The organism is Sphingomonas oligophenolica (assembly GCF_039522915.1).
Classification (GTDB): domain Bacteria; phylum Pseudomonadota; class Alphaproteobacteria; order Sphingomonadales; family Sphingomonadaceae; genus Sphingomonas; species Sphingomonas oligophenolica.
The window spans coordinates 199793-218234 of sequence record NZ_BAAAEH010000035.1 but is presented as its reverse complement, the minus strand read 5'-3'; the positions used below and the strand labels follow the sequence as shown (position 1 = coordinate 218234).

The 18442-nt window shown below is 65.6% G+C and carries 16 protein-coding genes; 10 read left to right on the top strand and 6 right to left on the bottom strand.

From position 1 onward, the window contains the following. Positions 1 to 2 precede the first annotated feature (2 nt). From fdhF to fdhD, 3 genes are read left to right on the top strand one after another with little or no spacing between them, the layout of a single operon-like run. The gene (gene fdhF, locus ABD050_RS16870) at positions 3 to 2846 is read left to right on the top strand and encodes a formate dehydrogenase subunit alpha (protein WP_343890657.1); all 2844 of its coding nucleotides are present in this window, start codon (positions 3 to 5) and stop codon (positions 2844 to 2846) included. After that, on the top strand, positions 2843 to 3136 hold the full coding sequence (locus ABD050_RS16865; protein ID WP_343890656.1) for a formate dehydrogenase subunit delta: 294 nt from the start codon (positions 2843 to 2845) through the stop codon (positions 3134 to 3136). The genes fdhF and ABD050_RS16865 overlap by 4 nt, the downstream gene beginning before the upstream one ends. Then, entirely contained in the window at positions 3133 to 3930 is a 798-nt protein-coding gene (gene fdhD, locus ABD050_RS16860) for a formate dehydrogenase accessory sulfurtransferase FdhD (protein ID WP_343890655.1), read from the top strand. The genes ABD050_RS16865 and fdhD overlap by 4 nt, the downstream gene beginning before the upstream one ends. A 90-nt stretch (positions 3931 to 4020) precedes the next feature. Here the strand turns inward: fdhD and ABD050_RS16855 are convergent, their stop codons facing one another. Genes ABD050_RS16855 through ligA form a run of 3 tightly spaced genes read right to left on the bottom strand, consistent with a single transcriptional unit; the run spans position 4021 to position 5515 of the window. After that, on the bottom strand, positions 4021 to 4218 hold the full coding sequence (locus ABD050_RS16855) for a hypothetical protein (protein ID WP_343890654.1): 198 nt from the start codon (positions 4216 to 4218) through the stop codon (positions 4021 to 4023). Next, positions 4215 to 5108: a class III extradiol dioxygenase subunit beta gene (locus ABD050_RS16850; RefSeq protein ID WP_343890653.1), complete on the bottom strand. Its 894-nt coding sequence runs from the start codon at positions 5106 to 5108 to the stop codon at positions 4215 to 4217. The genes ABD050_RS16855 and ABD050_RS16850 overlap by 4 nt, the downstream gene beginning before the upstream one ends. Continuing rightward, positions 5108 to 5515 carry a protocatechuate 4,5-dioxygenase subunit alpha gene (gene ligA, locus ABD050_RS16845; protein WP_343890652.1) on the bottom strand — a complete coding sequence of 136 codons (408 nt, stop codon included), beginning with the start codon at positions 5513 to 5515 and terminating at the stop codon, positions 5108 to 5110. Before ligA ends, ABD050_RS16850 begins: the two co-directional genes overlap by 1 nt. Positions 5516 to 5706: 191 nt before the next feature. Here ligA and ABD050_RS16840 point away from each other — a divergent pair, with 191 nt between their 5' ends. Next, entirely contained in the window at positions 5707 to 6129 is a 423-nt protein-coding gene (locus tag ABD050_RS16840; RefSeq protein ID WP_343890651.1) for a nuclear transport factor 2 family protein, read from the top strand. 202 nt (positions 6130 to 6331) lie between these two features. Next, positions 6332 to 7162 carry a p-hydroxycinnamoyl CoA hydratase/lyase gene (locus ABD050_RS16835; protein WP_343890650.1) on the top strand — a complete coding sequence of 277 codons (831 nt, stop codon included), beginning with the start codon at positions 6332 to 6334 and terminating at the stop codon, positions 7160 to 7162. Positions 7163 to 7208: 46 nt separating this feature from the next. Here ABD050_RS16835 and ABD050_RS16830 read toward each other — a convergent pair whose 3' ends face one another. After that, positions 7209 to 9344, bottom strand: coding sequence for an acetate--CoA ligase family protein (locus ABD050_RS16830; protein ID WP_343890649.1), 2136 nt, complete (start codon positions 9342 to 9344; stop codon positions 7209 to 7211). 93 nt (positions 9345 to 9437) lie between these two features. Beyond that, on the bottom strand, positions 9438 to 9890 hold the full coding sequence (locus ABD050_RS16825; protein ID WP_343890648.1) for a MarR family winged helix-turn-helix transcriptional regulator: 453 nt from the start codon (positions 9888 to 9890) through the stop codon (positions 9438 to 9440). A gap of 121 nt (positions 9891 to 10011) precedes the next feature. On the opposite strand from ABD050_RS16825, the gene ABD050_RS16820 reads away from it, so the two are divergent. From ABD050_RS16820 to ABD050_RS16800, 5 genes are all read left to right on the top strand, one after another. Continuing rightward, positions 10012 to 11430 (top strand): aldehyde dehydrogenase family protein, encoded by a 1419-nt coding sequence (locus ABD050_RS16820; RefSeq protein ID WP_343890647.1) that lies wholly within the window; start codon positions 10012 to 10014, stop codon positions 11428 to 11430. A 198-nt stretch (positions 11431 to 11628) separates the two neighbouring features. Beyond that, entirely contained in the window at positions 11629 to 12756 is a 1128-nt protein-coding gene (locus tag ABD050_RS16815) for a cobalamin-independent methionine synthase II family protein (RefSeq protein WP_343890646.1), read from the top strand. 48 nt (positions 12757 to 12804) lie between these two features. Beyond that, a complete protein-coding gene (locus ABD050_RS16810) occupies positions 12805 to 13548 on the top strand; it encodes an IclR family transcriptional regulator (RefSeq protein ID WP_343890645.1) in 744 nt (247 codons plus the stop codon). A gap of 760 nt (positions 13549 to 14308) precedes the next feature. Then, entirely contained in the window at positions 14309 to 15082 is a 774-nt protein-coding gene (locus tag ABD050_RS16805) for an ABC transporter ATP-binding protein (protein ID WP_343890644.1), read from the top strand. Then, on the top strand, positions 15079 to 17646 hold the full coding sequence (locus tag ABD050_RS16800) for a CPBP family intramembrane glutamic endopeptidase (protein WP_343890643.1): 2568 nt from the start codon (positions 15079 to 15081) through the stop codon (positions 17644 to 17646). The genes ABD050_RS16805 and ABD050_RS16800 overlap by 4 nt, the downstream gene beginning before the upstream one ends. A 24-nt stretch (positions 17647 to 17670) precedes the next feature. Here ABD050_RS16800 and ABD050_RS16795 read toward each other — a convergent pair whose 3' ends face one another. After that, positions 17671 to 18285, bottom strand: a complete 615-nt coding sequence (locus ABD050_RS16795; RefSeq protein ID WP_343890642.1) for a hypothetical protein — start codon at positions 18283 to 18285, stop codon at positions 17671 to 17673. Positions 18286 to 18442 lie beyond the last annotated feature (157 nt).

Below are 18442 nucleotides of genomic sequence, written 5' to 3'. Positions count from 1 at the left end.
TCATGGCATGGCGCGGCGAAATCGATCTGGGCACCAGGCCCGCCCCCGTCACCGGCCCGATGGTGTCGCTCACCATCGACGGGCAGGCGATCGAGGTGCCCGAAGGCACGTCAGTAATGCGCGCCGCGTCGCTGATGGGAACCAGCATCCCGAAGCTCTGCGCGACCGACAGCCTCGAGGCGTTCGGCTCCTGCCGGCTGTGCCTCGTCGAGGTCGAAGGCCGCGCCGGCTATCCCGCTTCCTGCACCACGCCGGTAATGCCCGGCATGGTGGTGCGCACCCAGACCGAGAAGCTCAAGACACTCCGTCGCGGCGTGATGGAGCTTTATATCTCCGATCATCCGCTCGACTGCCTGACCTGTGCCGCCAATGGCGATTGCGAGCTGCAGGATCAGGCGGGCGCGGTTGGCCTGCGCGAGGTGCGATACGGCACGACCGGGGCCAATCATCTTGGCCAGGCCAAGGACAGCTCAAACCCTTATTTCGATTTCGACCCGTCGAAATGCATCGTCTGCTCGCGCTGCGTGCGCGCGTGCGACGAAGTGCAAGGCACCTTCGCGTTGACGATCGAGGGGATGGGCTTCGGCTCGAAGGTCTCGGCCAGCCAGGGCCAGGATTTCTTCTCCAGCGAATGCGTCTCGTGCGGCGCCTGCGTCCAGGCCTGCCCGACCGCGACTCTGATCGAGAAGAAGGTCGTCGAGATCGGCACGCCAGACACCGCGACCATCACCACCTGCGCCTATTGCGGCGTCGGCTGCACCTTCCGCGCCGAGATGCGCGGCGAGGAGCTCGTCCGCATGGTGCCGTGGAAGGAGGGCAAGGCCAATCGCGGGCATAGCTGCGTCAAGGGCCGGTTCGCCTGGGGCTATGCCAACCACAAGGAGCGCATCCTCAATCCGATGATCCGCGCCTCGATCGACGAGCCGTGGCGCGAAGTGAGCTGGGACGAGGCGATCGCGCATACCGCCGCCGAATTCCGGCGCATTCAGTCGACGTACGGCAAGCGCTCGGTCGGCGGCATCACGTCGAGCCGGTGCACCAATGAGGAGACGTTCCTCGTCCAGAAGCTGATCCGCGCCGGCTTCGGCAACAACAATGTCGATACCTGCGCGCGGGTCTGCCATTCGCCGACCGGCTATGGGCTGAAGACCGCCTTCGGCACCTCGGCCGGTACCCAGGATTTCGACAGCGTGATGGCGGCCGATGTCGTCGTCATCATCGGCGCCAACCCGACCGACGGCCATCCGGTCTTCGCCAGCCGGCTGAAGCGCCGTCTGCGCCAGGGCGCGCAGCTGATCGTGATCGACCCGCGCCGCACGGACATCGTCCGTTCACCCCATATCGAAGCGGCCGAGCATCTCGCGCTCCGCCCCGGCACCAATGTCGCCGTGCTGACCGCAATGGCGCATGTCATCGTCACCGAGGGGCTGGTCGACGAAGAGTTCGTGCGCACGCGCTGCGACTGGTCCGAGTTCGAGGACTGGGCCGAGTTCGTCGCCGAGCCGCGCCACAGCCCCGAGGCGACCGAGCTGATGACTCAGGTGCCCGCCGCTAATCTGCGCGCAGCGGCGCGGCTCTATGCGACGGGCGGCAATGGCGCGATCTATTACGGTCTTGGCGTGACTGAGCACAGCCAGGGATCGACCACCGTGCTCGCCATCGCCAACCTCGCCATGGCGACGGGCAATCTCGGCCGCGACGGCGTCGGCGTGAACCCCTTGCGCGGCCAGAACAACGTCCAGGGCTCATGCGACATGGGCAGCTTCCCCCATGAGCTATCGGGCTATCGCCACGTCTCGGACGACGCAGCGCGCGAGATGTTCAGGGATCTCTGGGGTGTCGAGATCGATCGCGAGCCCGGCTTGCGTATCCCCAACATGCTCGACGCGGCGGTCGATGGTACCTTCAAGGCGTTGTACATCCAGGGCGAGGACATCCTTCAGTCGGACCCCGACACGCATCATGTCTCGGCCGGGCTTGCCGCGATGGAATGCGTCGTGGTGCACGACCTGTTCCTCAACGAGACCGCCAATTACGCGCATGTCTTCCTGCCCGGATCGACCTTCCTCGAGAAGAACGGCACCTTCACCAATACCGAGCGCCGCATCCAGATGGTCCGCAAGGTGATGCAGCCCAGGAACGGGTATGAGGATTGGGAGGTCACCCAGCTGCTCGCCCGCGCGCTGGGCTGCGACATGAAGTATAGCCATGCCTCCGAGATCATGGACGAGATCGCCGCCGTGACGCCTACCTTCGCCGGCGTCTCCTTCGCCCGGCTCGAGGAGCTCGGCTCGATCCAATGGCCGTGCAACGAGAAGGCGCCCCAGGGCACGCCGGTGATGCATATCGGCGGTTTCGCGCGCGGGCTCGGCAAATTCGTCCGGACCGAATATGTCGCGACCGAGGAGCGCACCGGCCCGCGCTTCCCGCTTCTGCTAACGACGGGGCGGATCCTCAGCCAATATAATGTCGGCGCGCAGACCAGGCGTACCGAGAACAGCCGCTGGCACGAGGAGGACCGGCTCGAGATTCATCCGCACGACGCCGAACAGCGCGGCATCGTCGACGGGGACTGGGTGAAGGTCGTGAGCCGCGCGGGCGACACGTCGCTGCGCGCGCTGATCACTGACCGGGTGGCGCCGGGGGTAGTCTACACCACCTTCCATCACCCGAGCACCCAGGCGAACGTCGTCACCACCGACAATTCGGACTGGGCGACCAATTGTCCCGAATACAAGGTGACGGCGGTGCAGGTCGGCAGGTCGAACGGGCCGACCGACTGGCAGGAGCGCTATGAGGCGCGCTCGCGCCGCTCGCGCCGGATCGAGGCGGTCGCCGCCGAATGAGCGGGACGATCGACAAGCTGGTGCGGATGACGAACCAGATCGCGACCGAGTTCGGCAACCAGCGCGATGCCGATCCTGCGACGGCGACCTGGGATCATCTCTGGCATTTCTGGGATCCGCGGATGTGCGCCCAGATCATCGCCTATGTCGACCAGGGCGGTGCAGGCCTGAACGATATCGCCCGGCGTGCCGTCACCATGCTGCGCGACAAGGGCGAGGCACCGTCACAGACCCCAGCCACCGATTTCAAGGCCAACGCTGACGGCGCGCCCGCGTCGGACGCGGGATGAACGAGACCGGCAAGCCGGTCGACTTCGCCCGGATCGCGCCCGACGGAGAAAAGAGCGAGATATCGCGGTCAGTCGCGGTGGAAGCGCCCATCTCGATCGAGTTCAACGGGATCGGCTATGCAGTGATGATGGCCAGCCCCGCCGAGCTGGAGGATTTCGCGACCGGCTTCGCACTTTCCGAGAGGCTGGTCGGGGACGCGGGCGACATCCTGGCGATCGACCATCATGTTTCGGACACCGGACATATCCTCAGGGTCACCCTGGCCCAAACGCGCACCGAGGCGTTGCTCGGCCGCGTCCGCCACCGGGTATCGGATTCCTCATGCGGACTATGCGGGATCGAGAATCTGGAACAGGCGCTACGCCCGCTGCCCCGGATCAGCGCGACGAGCGACGCCGGGGACGCGGCGATCTTCACTGCCCTTGCCCGACTCGGCGACCTGCAGCCGCTCAATCGCGAGACGGGCTCGGTGCATGCTGCCGCCCTGTGCTCCGCCGACGGCGCCGTGCTTCTGGTGCGCGAGGATATCGGCCGCCACAACGCCTTCGACAAGCTGATCGGCGCGATGGCGCGCACCGGCCGGGGCTGGGCCGGCGGCTTCGCGCTCCTGTCGTCGCGATGCTCGTACGAGCTGGTCGAAAAAGCAGCGCTTGCCGGCTGTCCGCTCCTCGTGACGATTTCAGCACCGACCAGCTTGGCGATCGAGCGCGCGCGCGCGGCTGGTATCCGGCTGGTGGTCCTGGCCCGGCCCGACGCGATGCTGGCTGTCCCCGCGACAGACCTGGCCGGCTGATCGCCGCATCCAGCGAAGGCATATCGTCCGACCGCCCTATCCCGGCCCGCTATCGTGTTGAATCGAGGGTGGAAGCTGCAGCAGAAGGTCCTAGTCGTTCGCTGCCCGACCGTTGTGGCGGCGGGGCTCAGCGGCGTCGATGAGGCGCTCCGCCGCAGGACAGGCGGCGAGCGTGTCGAGGATCGCGACCGCTTCGCCGCGCAGCGCGCGCCAGTCCGCGCCAGCGGTCGCGCCTTCCGGGTAGCGCATGGCGGCCAGCGCCTGGGCTATCCGATCGACGATCATCATTCCGCCGCGATCGCCTGGCCGGCATCGCTGGCCCTGTCATGATGGTCGCCACTGACCGGCTCGAGCACGATATGGCCGACGGCGGTATTGCTGGCGGGGACGTGATAATGGCGGTGGAGCATCCGGGTCGCCTTGCCGAGCGCGCCGCGCATGACGAGCCACATCACCATCTCGATGCCCTCGCTGCCGGTTTCGCGCAGATATTCGATATGCGGGATATAGCGCAGCGCGTCGCTGTCGCCGACGAGGCCGTCGAGGAAGCGGTTGTCCCACTCGGCATTGATCAGCCCGGCGCGCGGGCCCTGGAGCTGGTGGCTCATGCCGCCCGTGCCCCACACCTGGACGTTCAGATCCTCCGGGAAGCTCTCCACCGCGCGGGCGATCGCCTCGCCGAGCGCCCAGCAGCGATTGCCCGAGGGCGGCGGATAGGTGACGACGTTGACCGCGAGCGGAATCACCTTGCACGGCCATTCCTCGGGCTGGCCGAACATCATCGACAAGGGCACGGTCAGGCCGTGATCGACATCCATCTCGTTGATGATCGTCATGTCGAATTCGTCGAGGATCAGGCTCTGCGCGATATGCCAGGCAAGATCGGGATGGCCCTTCACCACCGGCACCTTGCGCGGCCCCCACCCCTCGTCGGCCGGCTTGAATTCCTCGGCGCAGCCGATCGCGAAGGACGGGATGATCTTCATGTCGAACGCAGTCGCGTGATCGTTATAGACCAGGATCACGACATCGGGCTTTTCCCGCTTCTCCCACGCCCTGGTCCAGTCGAAGCCCGCAAAGGCAGGCGCCCAATAGGCCTCCCCGGTCTTGCCGAGATCGACCGCGACGCCCAGCGCGGGAATGTGGCTGCAGGCTACGCCGGCGGTGATCCGTGCCATCACCTCTTCTCCCGAATCGAACGAAGACCCTCGGGCGAGCGGCCGCCAGCAACCATCATCGCAGTATAATCCTCGAAGCTCATATCGGTCATGGTGCTGACTCCCTGGGCAACGCTCTTGCCGTCGGTGGAGATCAGCTTTGCCAGGAAATAGATGTTGCCGCCGAGCGACAGGCAGGTGTTGAAGTCGCGATCGAGCACTGCCTGTTTCTGCGCCTCGGTCATCGGCCACTCGTCCAGATAGGCACGTTCGTCGCTGCGGAACCGGTCGCGATTCTCGGCCTTCATCAGGGTCATCGCGAACTGGTTCAGGTGATAGCCCTGCCGCGCGCGGGTGGCGGTGAAGATGAGCGTTCCGGGAATATCGTCCAGCTCGGCCATGTGGGCGTGGATGTCGCCTGCGGTCATTGCCTCAATTCCTCACCGCCACCGCGGGGCGTCGCGTTTCCCGGCATTTTTTCTGTTCTCGGATATGAATATTTCACTATAGTGAATTTGTACGACCTTGACCGGATGGTGACAAGGGGCATGTTCGCGGTGATTGTCGGCCGAAACGAGCACCGGCAAGTCCGGCGCCGGAGAACGACGGGGGAAAGCGGATGACATCGGACGAACGCCGCGCCATCGAGTGGGACTGCACCCGGCTCATCAACCATTATGCGGTGCTCAACGACCAGGCGCGATGGGAAGAGGTCGTCGCGCTCTATACGGACGACGGGCTGATGACGCGGCCGACCGCGCCCGACGCGCCCATCATCGGGCGCGAGGCCCTGCTCGCCTCTTTCTTCTCACGCCCGCCGCGGGTGAGCAGGCACATCGTCGGCAATATCGTCGTGACCGTCGAGGACGCGATGTCCGCCAGCGCCTTCAGCATGATCCTGCTGTTCACCGGCGCCATCGTCGAAGACGGCCTGCCGGTGGCGGGGGCTCCGCTGGTCGGGGAGTATCGGGATCGCTTCGCCCTGACGCCGGAGGGCTGGAGATTCAGCGAACGCCGGGGGGCGCTGAGCTTCAGGCCATGATCTGACAAGATCGGGACGACTGCCGCTGGACACCTATCGTCGCCAGCCAATTCTCGCCGAGCGAGCATTTGGGACCGGTACCCTGCCCGTCGCGTATCGGCCGTAGCGAGGAGCCGTCCGGCAGGTTCCCGCTTGCGGCTCAGGCGCCGCTATTGTACGCCTATGATACAGAACAGGCGCTGCAGCCAGGGAGGGAGAAGGCATGAGTGAACTCGATGTTGTGAAATACCGGGTCGAGGATCGCATCGCCTGGGTGTATTTTTCTCGCCCGGAGAAGCGCAATGCGATGAGTCCCACGCTCAACCGGCGCATGGCCGAGGTACTCGACGAGCTCGAATTTCGGGACGATGTCGGCGTGCTCGTGCTCGGCGGTGAAGGCACGGCCTGGTCGGCGGGCATGGACCTCAAGGAATATTTCCGCGAGACCGAGGCGCAGGGACTGAAGGGCGTGCGCAAGTCGCAGCGCGAAAGCTATGGCTGGTTCCGCCGGCTGCGCTGGTTCCAGAAGCCGACGATCGCGATGGTCAATGGCTGGTGTTTCGGCGGCGGCTTCGGCCCGCTGTTCGCCTGCGACCTGGCGATCACCGCCGACGATGCGAAATTCGGGCTGAGCGAGATCAACTGGGGCATATTGCCGGGCGGCGGCGTGACGAAGGTCGTGGTCGACCTGCTCGCAATGCGCGATGCGATGTGGCTGACTCTGACCGGCGAACTGATCGACGGCAGGAAGGCGGCCGAGTGGCGGCTGGTCAATGAGAGCGTGCCGCTCGACCGGCTCGAGGCGCGCGTCCGCGAGGTCGCCCAGCTGCTGCTGACGAAGAACCCGGTTGCGCTCAAATTCGCCAAGGACGCCATCCGCCGCGTCGGCACGATGACCTATGACGAGGCGGAGGACTATCTCGTGCGCATGCAGGAGGCAGCCAACTTCCACGACAAGAGCGACGGCCGCAAGGAAGGCATCCGCCAGTTCATCGACGAAAAGAGCTACAAGCCGGGGCTTGGGGCTTATGACCTGTCGAAGGCGAGCGCCTGATACGGAGACCTATTCCCCTCCCGCTTGCGGGAGGGGAGTATAAGCATCAGGTCGAGATGAGCGCGTCTAGCGCCAGGGCGCCGCGCCCTTCGGGATAGACGATCACCGGATTGAGATCGATCTCGCGAATGAGGGGCGTGGCCGCGACGACGGCGCCGAGCGCCTGGACGATCGCGGCGACCGCGGCGACGTCCATGCGCTCAGCGCCGCGAAAGCCGTCGAGCAAGGGCGCCATGCGCAACCGGCGGATCTCGGCGATGATCTCGTCCGCCGACAGGCCCGCGGGGAGCAGCCGCACATCGTGGAGAAGCTCGGCGGCAACGCCGCCAAAGCCGACCAGGATCACCGGGCCCCAGGCCGGATCGTTGCGCGCGCCGACGATGAGTTCGATGCCGCGCTCGGCCATTGCCTCGACCAGCACGCCATCGAGCGCGAGCCCCGGCCGCGCGCTCGCGAGATTGGCGTGGAGCCGGGCCCAGCCCGCCGCCACCGCCGCCGCATCGGCGAGCCCGACGATCACGCCGCCCGCATCGCTCTTGTGCGGCAGGGCGGCGGCCTGCGCCTTGAGGACCACCGGATAGCCGAGCCGGTCGGCCGCCGCGGTCGCTTCCTCGACCGTCATGGCGAGCGCCCATTGCGGGAAGGCGATGCCGCGCGCGCCGAGCAATTGCTTGGAGCGATATTCCGGGATCGTCGCGCCGGCCGTCACCAGCCCCTCGAGCGCCGCCGCGTTGACCGCCGTCGCACCGACATCGCCATGCGATCGCCGGACGATCCGGGCGACGGCCCGCATCGCGCGGTCTGCGGTCGGCAGATAGGGGATGTTCAAGGCACGCAACCGGGCAATGTCCTCGTCGAGCACCCGCCCGCCCTCATCGACGCCGGCGACGATCACCGGCTTGGTCGTTCCGGCTTCGAGCGCGGTCGAGACGGCGTCGAACTTGATATGCGAGGTGCTGGTCTCGGTCTGGATGAGCGCAATCACGATCACCCCGATGCGCGCATCACCCATCAGCGCATCGACCGTCCGGCCATAGAGCCCGGGGTCGACCAGGCCCTGCGCGGTCACGTCGAGCGGGTTGGATACCGGCACGAAATCCGGGAGCGCAGCACGCAGCGCCGGGCTGTCGGCGTCGCCCAGTACGGGCAGCTCCAGGCCGATATCCTCGGCGAGATCGAGCATCATTGCCTTGAACGCACCCGATTCAGCGAGCACGCCGGTGCCGCCGGCGGGCATCTCGGTGCAGCGGGCGACGATTTCGACCACGTCGCCCAGCTCTTCGAGCGAATCGACGACGATCACGCCGGCATGTTCGGCCTGGACGCGCATCACCGCATAGTCGCCCGCCATCGCACCGGTATGAGTCGCGGCACTCGCCGCGCCCGCCGCGCTGCGCCCGGGATGGAGAAGGACGATCACCTTGCCCGCGGCGCGCGCTGCCCGCGCCGCGGCGAGGAAGCGCGCCGGCGCGCGGAAGTGCTCGACGATCATGCCGATCACGTGCGTGTCAGGGTCAGCGGCGAGGTGGCCCAGATAATCCTCGGCACCGCTCGCCGCCTCGTTGCCGGTCGAGATGTAGAAGCTGAGCGGCACCTCGCGGGCGATCATCGTCGTCGCCAGCACCGCCGCCATCGCGCCGGATTGCGAGACGATGCCGACGCGCCGGTCACCCTCAGCGCGCGGCTCGGGCATGGTGATGAAGGTCAGCGAGATGCGATCGACGAAATTGACGAAGCCGAGGCAGTTCGGGCCTTCGACGACCATCCCCGACTCGGCGGCGATGCGGCCGATCTCCTGCTGATCAGCGAGGCCCTGCGGCCCATCCTCGGCGAAGCCGGCCGAGAAGACGACCACCGCGCCGGCCTTGCGCCGGGCAAGGGCGCGAATCGCGTCGAGCACGCCGGCGCGCGGGATGGCGAGAATGGCGGCATCGACCCCCTCAGGCAGGTCGTCGACCGACGCGACGCAGGGCCGCCCGGCAATCTCGGCGCGCTTCGGATTGACGAGGTGGATCGGCCCGGCAAAGCCCTGGCGCACGAGATTGGCGAGCACCGACGCGCCGAGCGCGCCCGGCTTGTCCGAGGCGCCGATGATCGCGACCGAGCGGGGACGCAGCAACCTGTCGAGGGGAAGGACATCGGTCCCCTGCCCTGTTTTCTCCAGAATCAGATGATCGCTCATAAGCCCCCTGCACGTGACGTATCAGGAATGTGCGCTAAGGATACAGTTGGCGCAAGCCTGCAACGTCATCGGTGGCCAAATACACTCGCCGGTCTAGGCCGGGCTCTCCTGCCCCCGCTTGCCCCGCGCCGGGCCGAGCTTGCGCAGCAGGCCAGTCAGCGTCGCCCGTTCGCTGCTGTCCAGCCGCTCGGTCATGCGGCGATCCGAGCCGCGCAGTTCGGTGAGCATCGCCTTCAGGCATTCCTCGCCCTCGGGCACCAGGTGCAGGGCGTTGGTGCGCAGGTTGCGGCCGGCGCGGCGCTCGATCAGGCCGCGCGCGGTGAGGCCGTTGATCAGCTTCATCGCGCTCGACCGGTTGATGCTGAGCGCCCGGGCGAGCGCCGACTGGTCGCAGCCGGGATTGGCGCGGATCAGCATCAGCGCCGTCAGCTTTGCGGGGGTGAGGCCTTGCGGCTCGAGGACGCGGCGGGCGTCGGCGGTCATCAGCAGATAGGCGACCTGCACCTGATAGCCGATGATCGAATCGAGTTCGGGGTCGTGTTTCATGAAGGCCGATGCTGCCTTGCCAAGATTGTATCCTTAGCGCACGATGGCGCCGATTGCCGCTTGTTCCGCAATGCGGCGCTAAAGACCAGTGCGAATTTACGCGCGAATGAGGAGAGCGATGATGGACCGTGACTTCCGGATGCTGATTGACGGTGAATTGGTGGATGGCGCCACGACCTTCGATGTCATCGATCCAGCGACCGGCGCCGCCTTTGCGCGCTGCCCCAAGGCCGATGCGGCGCTGATCGATCGCGCGGTGGCCGCGGCGAAGCGCGCCTTCCCGGCATGGTCAGCGACGCCGATCGAGGAGCGTGCGGCGCTGGTGAGCAAGCTCGCCGATGCGCTGGAGACGCGCGCGGGAGAATTCGCCAACCTGCTGACCAGCGAACAGGGCAAGCCGCTCGACCAGGCGATGTATGAGGTGATGGGCAGCGTCTTCACGCTCCGCGCCTTCGCCGCGATGCGGATCGAGCCAAAGACGCTGCGCGAGGAAGGCGGCAACACGATCATCGAGCATCGCACCCCGCTCGGCGTGGTCGCCGCGATCACGCCGTGGAACTTCCCGATCATCCTGCTGATGAACAAGCTCGGGCCGGCGCTCGTCACCGGCAACTGCATGGTCGCCAAGCCGGCGCCGACCACGCCGCTGACATCCCTGCTGTTCGGCGAACTCTGCGGCGAGATCCTGCCCAGGGGCGTCGTCAACATCGTGTGCGACCAGAATGATCTCGGCGACCTGCTGACCAGCCATCCCGATGTCGACAAGGTCGCGTTTACCGGATCGACCGCGACCGGCAAGAAGGTGATGGCCTCGGCCGCCACCGGCGTGAAGCGCGTGACGCTGGAGCTTGGCGGCAATGACGCGGCGATCGTGCTCGACGATCTCGATGCGCGGCAGGTCGCGCGGAAGGTCTATGGCGGGGCGATGGCCAATGCCGGCCAGATCTGCGTGGCGATCAAGCGGGCCTATGTGCCCGCGCCGATGTACGACGATTTCTGCGACGAACTCGCGCTGCTCGCCAAGGAGGCAGTGGTCGATGACGGATCGAAGCAGGGCACGACGGTCGGGCCGATCCAGAACAAGATGCAGTTCGAGAAGGTGAAGGCGCTGCTCGACGACGCGCGGACGCGGGGCACGATCCTCGCCGGGGGCACGGCGCTCGACCGGCCGGGCTATTTCATCCCGCCGACGATCGTCCGCGACCTCGACGACGATGCGCCGCTGGTGCGCGAGGAGCAATTCGGGCCGGTGCTGCCGGTGCTCAAATATACCGATATCGATGACGTGATCCGCCGCGCCAATGATTCGGATTACGGGCTGGGCGGCACCGTGTGGGGCAAGGATGTCGCCCGCGCGACCGATGTCGCGATGCGGATCGACAGCGGCACGGTGTGGGTGAACCAGTATCTCGCGATCGACGCCAACATCCCCTTCCGCGGCGCCAAGCAATCGGGCCTGGGCGGGGAACTGGGCGAGGCGGGCCTGCACGAATATACCCAGGCGCACATCGTCAACGCTGTCGCCTTCGCTGACGCCTGAGGCGGACCCTTCTCCCCTCCCGCTTGGTCGGGGGAGGGCCTGTCTGAGGTGGGCGCTTGCGGACAGTCCCTCCCCTAACCCCTCCCACAAGTGGGAGGGGGACAAGGCCCGGCAAGCGTCGAGTATTCGCATATATGATCTATACACAATCGCGAAATATCGGCATGTTCGCGCCCGTACACGCCGAAGGGAATATGCATGACGATCGCCACGACCCATGTCGGCAGCCTGCCGCGCGGCCCCGAACTGACGCCCCTGCTGCTCGCCCGCGACCATGGCGAGCCCTATGACGAAATCGCCTTCGACGAGGTGGTGCAGGCCGCGGTCGATGCGGCGGTCGCGGCGCAGGTCGCGGCGGGGGTGACGATCGTCAGCGACGGCGAGCTCGGCAAGGTCGGCTATTCGACCTATATGATCGAGCGGCTCGAAGGGTTTGGCGGCCATACCGATCGCAAGCCGGCGCTCGATCTCGCGCCGCTGCCCGAATTGCGCGCGAAGCTGGCGCATATCATGGGCGCGCAGGAATTCACCCGCGCCTCGTGCATCGCGCCCGTGAAGCTGGTCAACCTCCAGCCGCTCCATGACGATATCAGGCGCTTCCGCACCGCGCTCGACCGGCATGGCGAGGGCACCCGCGCCTTCATGAACGCCGCCTCGCCGGGGCTGATCACCGCCTTCCAGGTCAACCGCTATTACCCCAGCCACGAGGCCTATCTCGCTGACCTGGTGACGGCGATGAGCCCCGAATATGAGGCGATCGTCGAGGCCGGTTTCGAGCTGCAGCTCGACTGCCCAGACCTCGCCATGGCGCGGCACACCGGCTATCAGGAAATGTCCGAGGCGGAGTTCCTCAAGGCGATCGAGGCGAATGTGGACGCGCTCAACGCGGCCACCGCCAATATCCCGCCCGAGAAGATGCGGATGCATGTCTGCTGGGGCAATTACGAGGGGCCGCACGACCATGACATTCCGCTCGAGCGGATCGTCCAGATCGTGCTCAAGGCGCGGCCGGCGACGATCCTGTTCGAGGCGGCCAATCCGCGCCACGAGCATGAATGGATCGTCTGGCGCGATGCCACGGTGCCCGAGGGGAAGATCCTCGCGCCCGGCCTGATCGACACCTGCTCCAACTATCTCGAGCATCCCGAGCTGATCGCGCAGCGGATCGAGCGGTTCGCGGGAATCGTCGGCGCGGACCGGGTGGTGGCGAGCACCGATTGCGGCTTCGGCACCTTTGCCGGCTATGGCAAGATCGATCCGGCGGTGACCTGGGCGAAGCTCAGGAACCTGCGCGAGGGCGCCGATATCGCGGCGGCACGGCTTTGACGAGACGGGGGCGGTGGCGGCGCGTGACGGGCGCGCTATAGCGTCATCATGTCCGACGCTGCCTCAACCCCCGTCAAATCCGCGCTGCGGACGCTCGACATCATCGAATATGTCGTCGCGCGGGACGGGCCGGTGGTCGCGCAGGAGATCGCCGCGGCGCTCGGCATCCCGGTCAGCAGCCTTTCCTATCTGCTGACCACGCTGGTCGATCGCGGCTATCTCGCGCGCGACGGGCGGCGCTACACGCCCGGGCCGGGGCTCGAACGGCTGAAGACGCGCGCGCACGGCTTCTCGCTCGAGGAGCGCGCCGCGCCGCTGGTGCGGGCGCTACGCGTCCAGCTCAACGAAACCGCGAGCTTCTTCGTGCGGCGCGACTGGGAGGTCGAGGCGCTCGTCACCGAGACCAGCGACCATGCGCTGCGCTACGCAGTGCAGATGGGGACGCGCACGCCGATGCACGGCTTCGCCGCGGGCAAGGCGATCCTCGCCGCGCTGCCCGACGCCGAGATCGACACTTATCTGCGCGACACCGATCGCGCCGCCTTCACCCCCACGACGATCACCGCCGCGGAAGATCTGCGCCGGGAGATCGCCACGATCCGCCGCACCGGCATCGCCCGCACGCGCGAGGAGCATACCCCGGGCATCCAGGGCATCGGCCGCGCGGTTGTCATCGAGGGCGAAACGCTCGGCGCGTTCAGCGTCGCGATCCCGACGGCGCGGTTCGATGCCGGGGTGGAGCGGCGGGCGTCGGAGTTGCTGACCAAGACGTGCGGGTTGCTGGTGGGGTGAGGTCGGACGCCGGGGTGCTGGGCGGCCAGTTTACGCTGTTATTGGGCGGTAACAGGGAAAGAACAGGGAAAGAATTTTTTTCCGGGCCTGTTTTGGCGGTTTTTGGGGGCTTTTTAGGTAAATTTATCTAACTTATTCAGTACTTTGTCGGCACTTTCCCTGTTATTCGATAACAGAGAAACGATCCCGCGCGGAACAGGGAAAGTCGCGCGCATAACAGCGTAACCTATCGCAGGAACAGGGAAGGTCGAAACGCCGGGATTCGACCGTCATGTGAAAGAGCGAGTCGGGGTTTTGCACCCCGTCCGGTTTGCACAGTGCTACGATTCGCGTTGCGGTTGAATCGACCCGGTTTCAGCCGCCGCTTCGAGAACATGGTCGGCGGTCTCACAGAGCAAGCGCGCCTTTTCTCTCGGGTGACATTGGCGCCTTGTCTTGAATTGAGGGGCCGTTGCGCGCGTCACCAATATCCTCTGCCCCCGCGACGAAGCTCCGCCAGGGCTCCCGTCAAAGTTTAGTATAGTGTCCCCTTATCTTCCAGTATAGTGTCCCCTTATCTTCCTTATCTCCTAGTGTCCCCTTATCTCCCCACAGGGAATCGAAGGCGAGCATCTTGAGCGTCCAGCCGCCAAGATTGCCCTGATCCTGCCACTGGTTGTTGCCCGCTTCCCCTCAGCGCAATTTTGTTGGACATGGCGTTGAATGGATTGCGCATCTACGCGATGACGAGCGATATCTCGGGGTTGGGGAGCCTGTTTCAATGGACGAAGTGCCACCTCTCCCAGGGGAGAATTGCGCAGACGACATTGTCACCATCGAGCACGCGACCAAGACCTTTGGTGACAAAATTGCGCTGGATGACGTCTCCTTCCGCATCCCCAGCGGCCAGATCTGCGGATTGCTGGGGCCGAACGGCGCGGGCAAGACGACGTTGTTCCGCCTGCTGATGGGTATCCTGAAGGCAAGTTCGGGGGTTCTCGAAATTGCCGGGTTGGACGCGTTCGAAGACCGGGTCGCGGTCAAGCGGCTGATCGGCTTCTTGCCTGACGAGCCTGTCTTCTATTCCTATCTCTCGGGGCGGGAACTGCTCGAATTGAGCGCCGGGATGCACGGGCTCAACACCTATGAGGCGATGGAGTGGATCGAACCGCTCGCCCAGCGGCTTCGGCTCGCCGAGGATCTCGACAATTATGCCGAGGATTTCTCGCGCGGCATGAAGAAGAAGCTCGGCCTGCTGCTCGCCATGCTGCACCGGCCGCGCCTGCTGGTGCTCGATGAGCCGACCAACGGGCTCGATGTCGAATCCACGCACCTCTTCTATGACCTGATCGGGGAGGCAGCTGCCGGCGGGACGACAGTGCTGTTTTCGACCCATTTGATGGATCATGTGACTCGCCTGTGCTCGCACGCGGTGATCATCAATGAGGGATCGGTGATCGCGCAGGGATCGCTGGCTGAGCTGAAAGAGCGTTATGGCGAAGAAAGCCTGGAATCGCTTTTCCTGAAGCTCACGGCGCGGCCACAACAGGCATGACGGAGGGGGCCGCGATCGGCTTCTGGAGGACGGTTGGCCTGTTGTTGATGGCGTCGCGACGGCGCTCTCAGGGGCGCCGGCGTCGCCAGCAGGAGCTGCTGAACAATCGCAGCGCGACGAACTGGGGATCGCTTGCCACCCTCTTTGGCATAGGGTTGATGGCGGTTCTGCACGGGGCCGCCGCTTTCGCGGTCATTTCCGGTGTCGATGCCGGCCAGCAGCTCGAGATCGAACGCCAGGGCATTTTCATTGTCCATGGCTGGTTTCGCGACGACGTGCTGATCCTGGAGGCGAGAGGGCCAGCAGATGAGGGCGTCAAGGAAGCCAAAGAGGGGCTAGAATCAGGCTATCATGATGAGGCCAGGGACATTGTCGAGCGCAGCGGCGGCCAGGAAGCGGAGGTCGAGCAGAGGCTGCGGGCAAGCGTCGCCGCATCAGGCAGCCGCTATCTGATCTCTCGTGACGATGCGGTGCCCGGATTGAGCGCGCTGGCGCGTTCCGGGCCGGCCGCGACGATGCTCGGCTCGGTGATGCTGCTGTGGTGGCTCGCGATGGTGATTTGCCAGGGCGAAGGGCTCGAGCTCGACCTGCAGCGCCGGCGACATCCGATGTGGGAGTGGCTGTTGAGCCACCCGGTGAACGCAGGCGCCGTCTTCCTTGCCGAAATGCTTGCGCCGTTATCCGCCAATCCTACCTACTGGACCGCACCCGTGTTCGTCGGCATTCTCTATGGCACGGCGCAAGGCCTGGGCGCGGGGTTCGCCGCCACGGCGCTGATCGGCATTCCGCTGACAATCGCTGCCGCCTGTATGGGCAAGGCACTCGAGATCGGCGCGATCCTGCGACTGCCGGCGCGAAGCCGCGGTGCCGTGATCGGGATATTGAGCTGGTTCGGCTTTGCCTCGATGCTCACCATGTTCTTCGCCGCGACGGTGATGCCGCGATTCGCGACGATATTCGCCGGCGCGATCGACACGGCCGCCAGACTATCCTGGCCCTGGCTGGGGCTGTTTCTGGGTCTTCGCGCTGACGGCCAGTTCTCGTTCCTGCGCGGCATGGCGTTCTGCTGGGGCGTCAGTGCGACGCTGGTGGCGTTTGCGGTGATCTTCAGCGCGCGATCGATCCGCAAGGGGCTGAGCGGCGCCTTCGCATCGGACACGCTGCCCGCTCGCCGCGGGAAAAAGACCAGCTTCGGCCGCGAACCGTTGTTTCGAAAGGAATTTCTATGGTTCGTCCGCGATCGGAGCGCGATCGTGCAGGTCATCCTGATCCCGCTGACGGTCGCCGGATTTCAGCTGTTCAACCTGCGCGCGATCGTGAGCCAGGCGGGGAATAGCTGGAATTATCTGAGCGGCGCGGCGATCTTTTTCGGCACCTATTTCCTGTGGATCCTGGGCCCGAAGTCGCTGACATCGGAAGGGTCGGCGCTGTGGATCGCCCTGACCTGGCCGCGCGGGCTGGAAAGCGTGCTGAAGGCGAAGGCCTGGCTCTGGTCGATGATCGCCTCGGGCCTTGTGCTCGCGGTCCTGCTGGCGGGATGCTGGCTCTTCCCGCAGGATGTCTGGAAGATAGCGCTGGTCGCGATCGGCTGGTATTTCTTTGCGCGAAGCATGGCCGAAAAGTCGGTGACCCTGGTCACGGTCGTTTCCGAATCCGGCGAAGCGCAGCAGGTTTCGTCCGGACGGCGCTGGGCGGCCCAGCTCGGCATGCTGAGCTTCGGGATCGGCGTCTGCACGCAGCAATGGAATCTCGCGGTCGTCGGCATCGTCTATTCCTGGATCACCGCCGCCGCGATGTGGGAGAATCTACGCGCGCGGCTACCCTATCTCTATGATCCCTGGTCCGAGACCCTGCCGCCGCCGCCGACGCTGATGCACGCGATGGTCTCGATCAGCATCCTGATCGAATGCATGTCGGTCATCACCGGGCTTGTCTTTGCGATCGCCGGCAAGGGCAGCCTCGGCGTGGCGCAGGGCATCGGCTACGGCGTTTGCGCGGTAGGCGTATCGATCGGCGTGTCGAAATTCCTGCACGACCGCGGCGTTTCACCCGCGCGAATCTGGTGCTGGCGCGATGAGCAGCCGGACCCCGCCGCGGCTCAATCCTGGCCGCGCCGCTACGTTGCGGCCGATCGCCGCGAGGCCCGCTGGCTTCTCTTCGGGGTCGGCGGGGGCGTGGTGCTGGCGCTGTTCGCGCATGTCTATCTGATCGCGATCGCGCTTGTGCCGTCGATCGCCGAGGCGATCCACGCCTCGCACGTCCAGATGCAGAGCATACCGGGCATGGCGATGGCCTATGCCGTGATTGCGATCGGCTTTGCCCCTTTTGCCGAAGAATATCTGTTTCGCGGGCTTGTTTACAGGACGCTCGACCGGGAATGGGGCGGGTGGAAGGCCGTGCTTGGCGCCGCAGCTTTCTTTGCGATTTACCACCCGCCGCTCGCCTGGGTTCCGGTTGCGCTGGTCGGCGCCACCAATTGCCTTCTCTTCAGGAAATCGAAGCGCCTGGCGCCGGCCATCCTGCTGCACATGGCCTACAATATAGTGGTCACCTTGTGGACATAGGGGTTCGCGTTCTGTGACGCCGCGTCACTCCGTAATCGGCGCGTAGTGGATCCAGGCCATGTCCCAGCCGCCCATGTACCGTCCGAGATCATACCATCCGGTGCCGTTCCACCCGCCGACATTGCCCTGGGTGCCGACGCACCAGGCGCGGCCGCTACTGTCAAAGGCAAGGCAGTCGACCGTCCAGCCGTCATAGCCGGAATCGACCCACTGGGTGTCGACCCAGCGGCCGATATTGCCTTCGGTGCCGACGCCGTATTTCCTGCCCAGGGAATCGAGGGCGAGCATCTTGAGCGTCCAGCCGCCGAGATTGCCCTGATCCTGCCACTGGTTGTTGCGCCAGATGCCGACATTGCCGTCCATGCCGACGCCGTACAGCGTGCCGTCGGGGCCCCAGGCCATCGACTTGAGCGCCCAGCCCTGCGGTGCGTCCCGCGTCTGCCAGCCGCCGGTTCCCCAGATACCGACATTGCCTGCGGTGCCGACGCCGTAGATCCAGCCATTGGGCGCCGAGGCAAGCGACCGGAGAGTCCAGCCGCCGAGATTGCCGAGATTGGCCCAGGTATCGAACATGGTCGCCGGGACGCCGACATTGCCGTCGCGGCCGACGCCGCACAGATTTGACGGGAATATGGTCATTGCGCTGCCTTCCGATCCGTTACGGTATCGGTATGAAATGGAGGCAGGACATATTCCAGGAATGTTATCCCAGCATCCGTTACAGTGCGTTCCTGTCTCTGCCGAACCTTCGACTGCGGAGCTTTCGCAAGCGCGCCGCGTTCGTTGCCGACGGCGG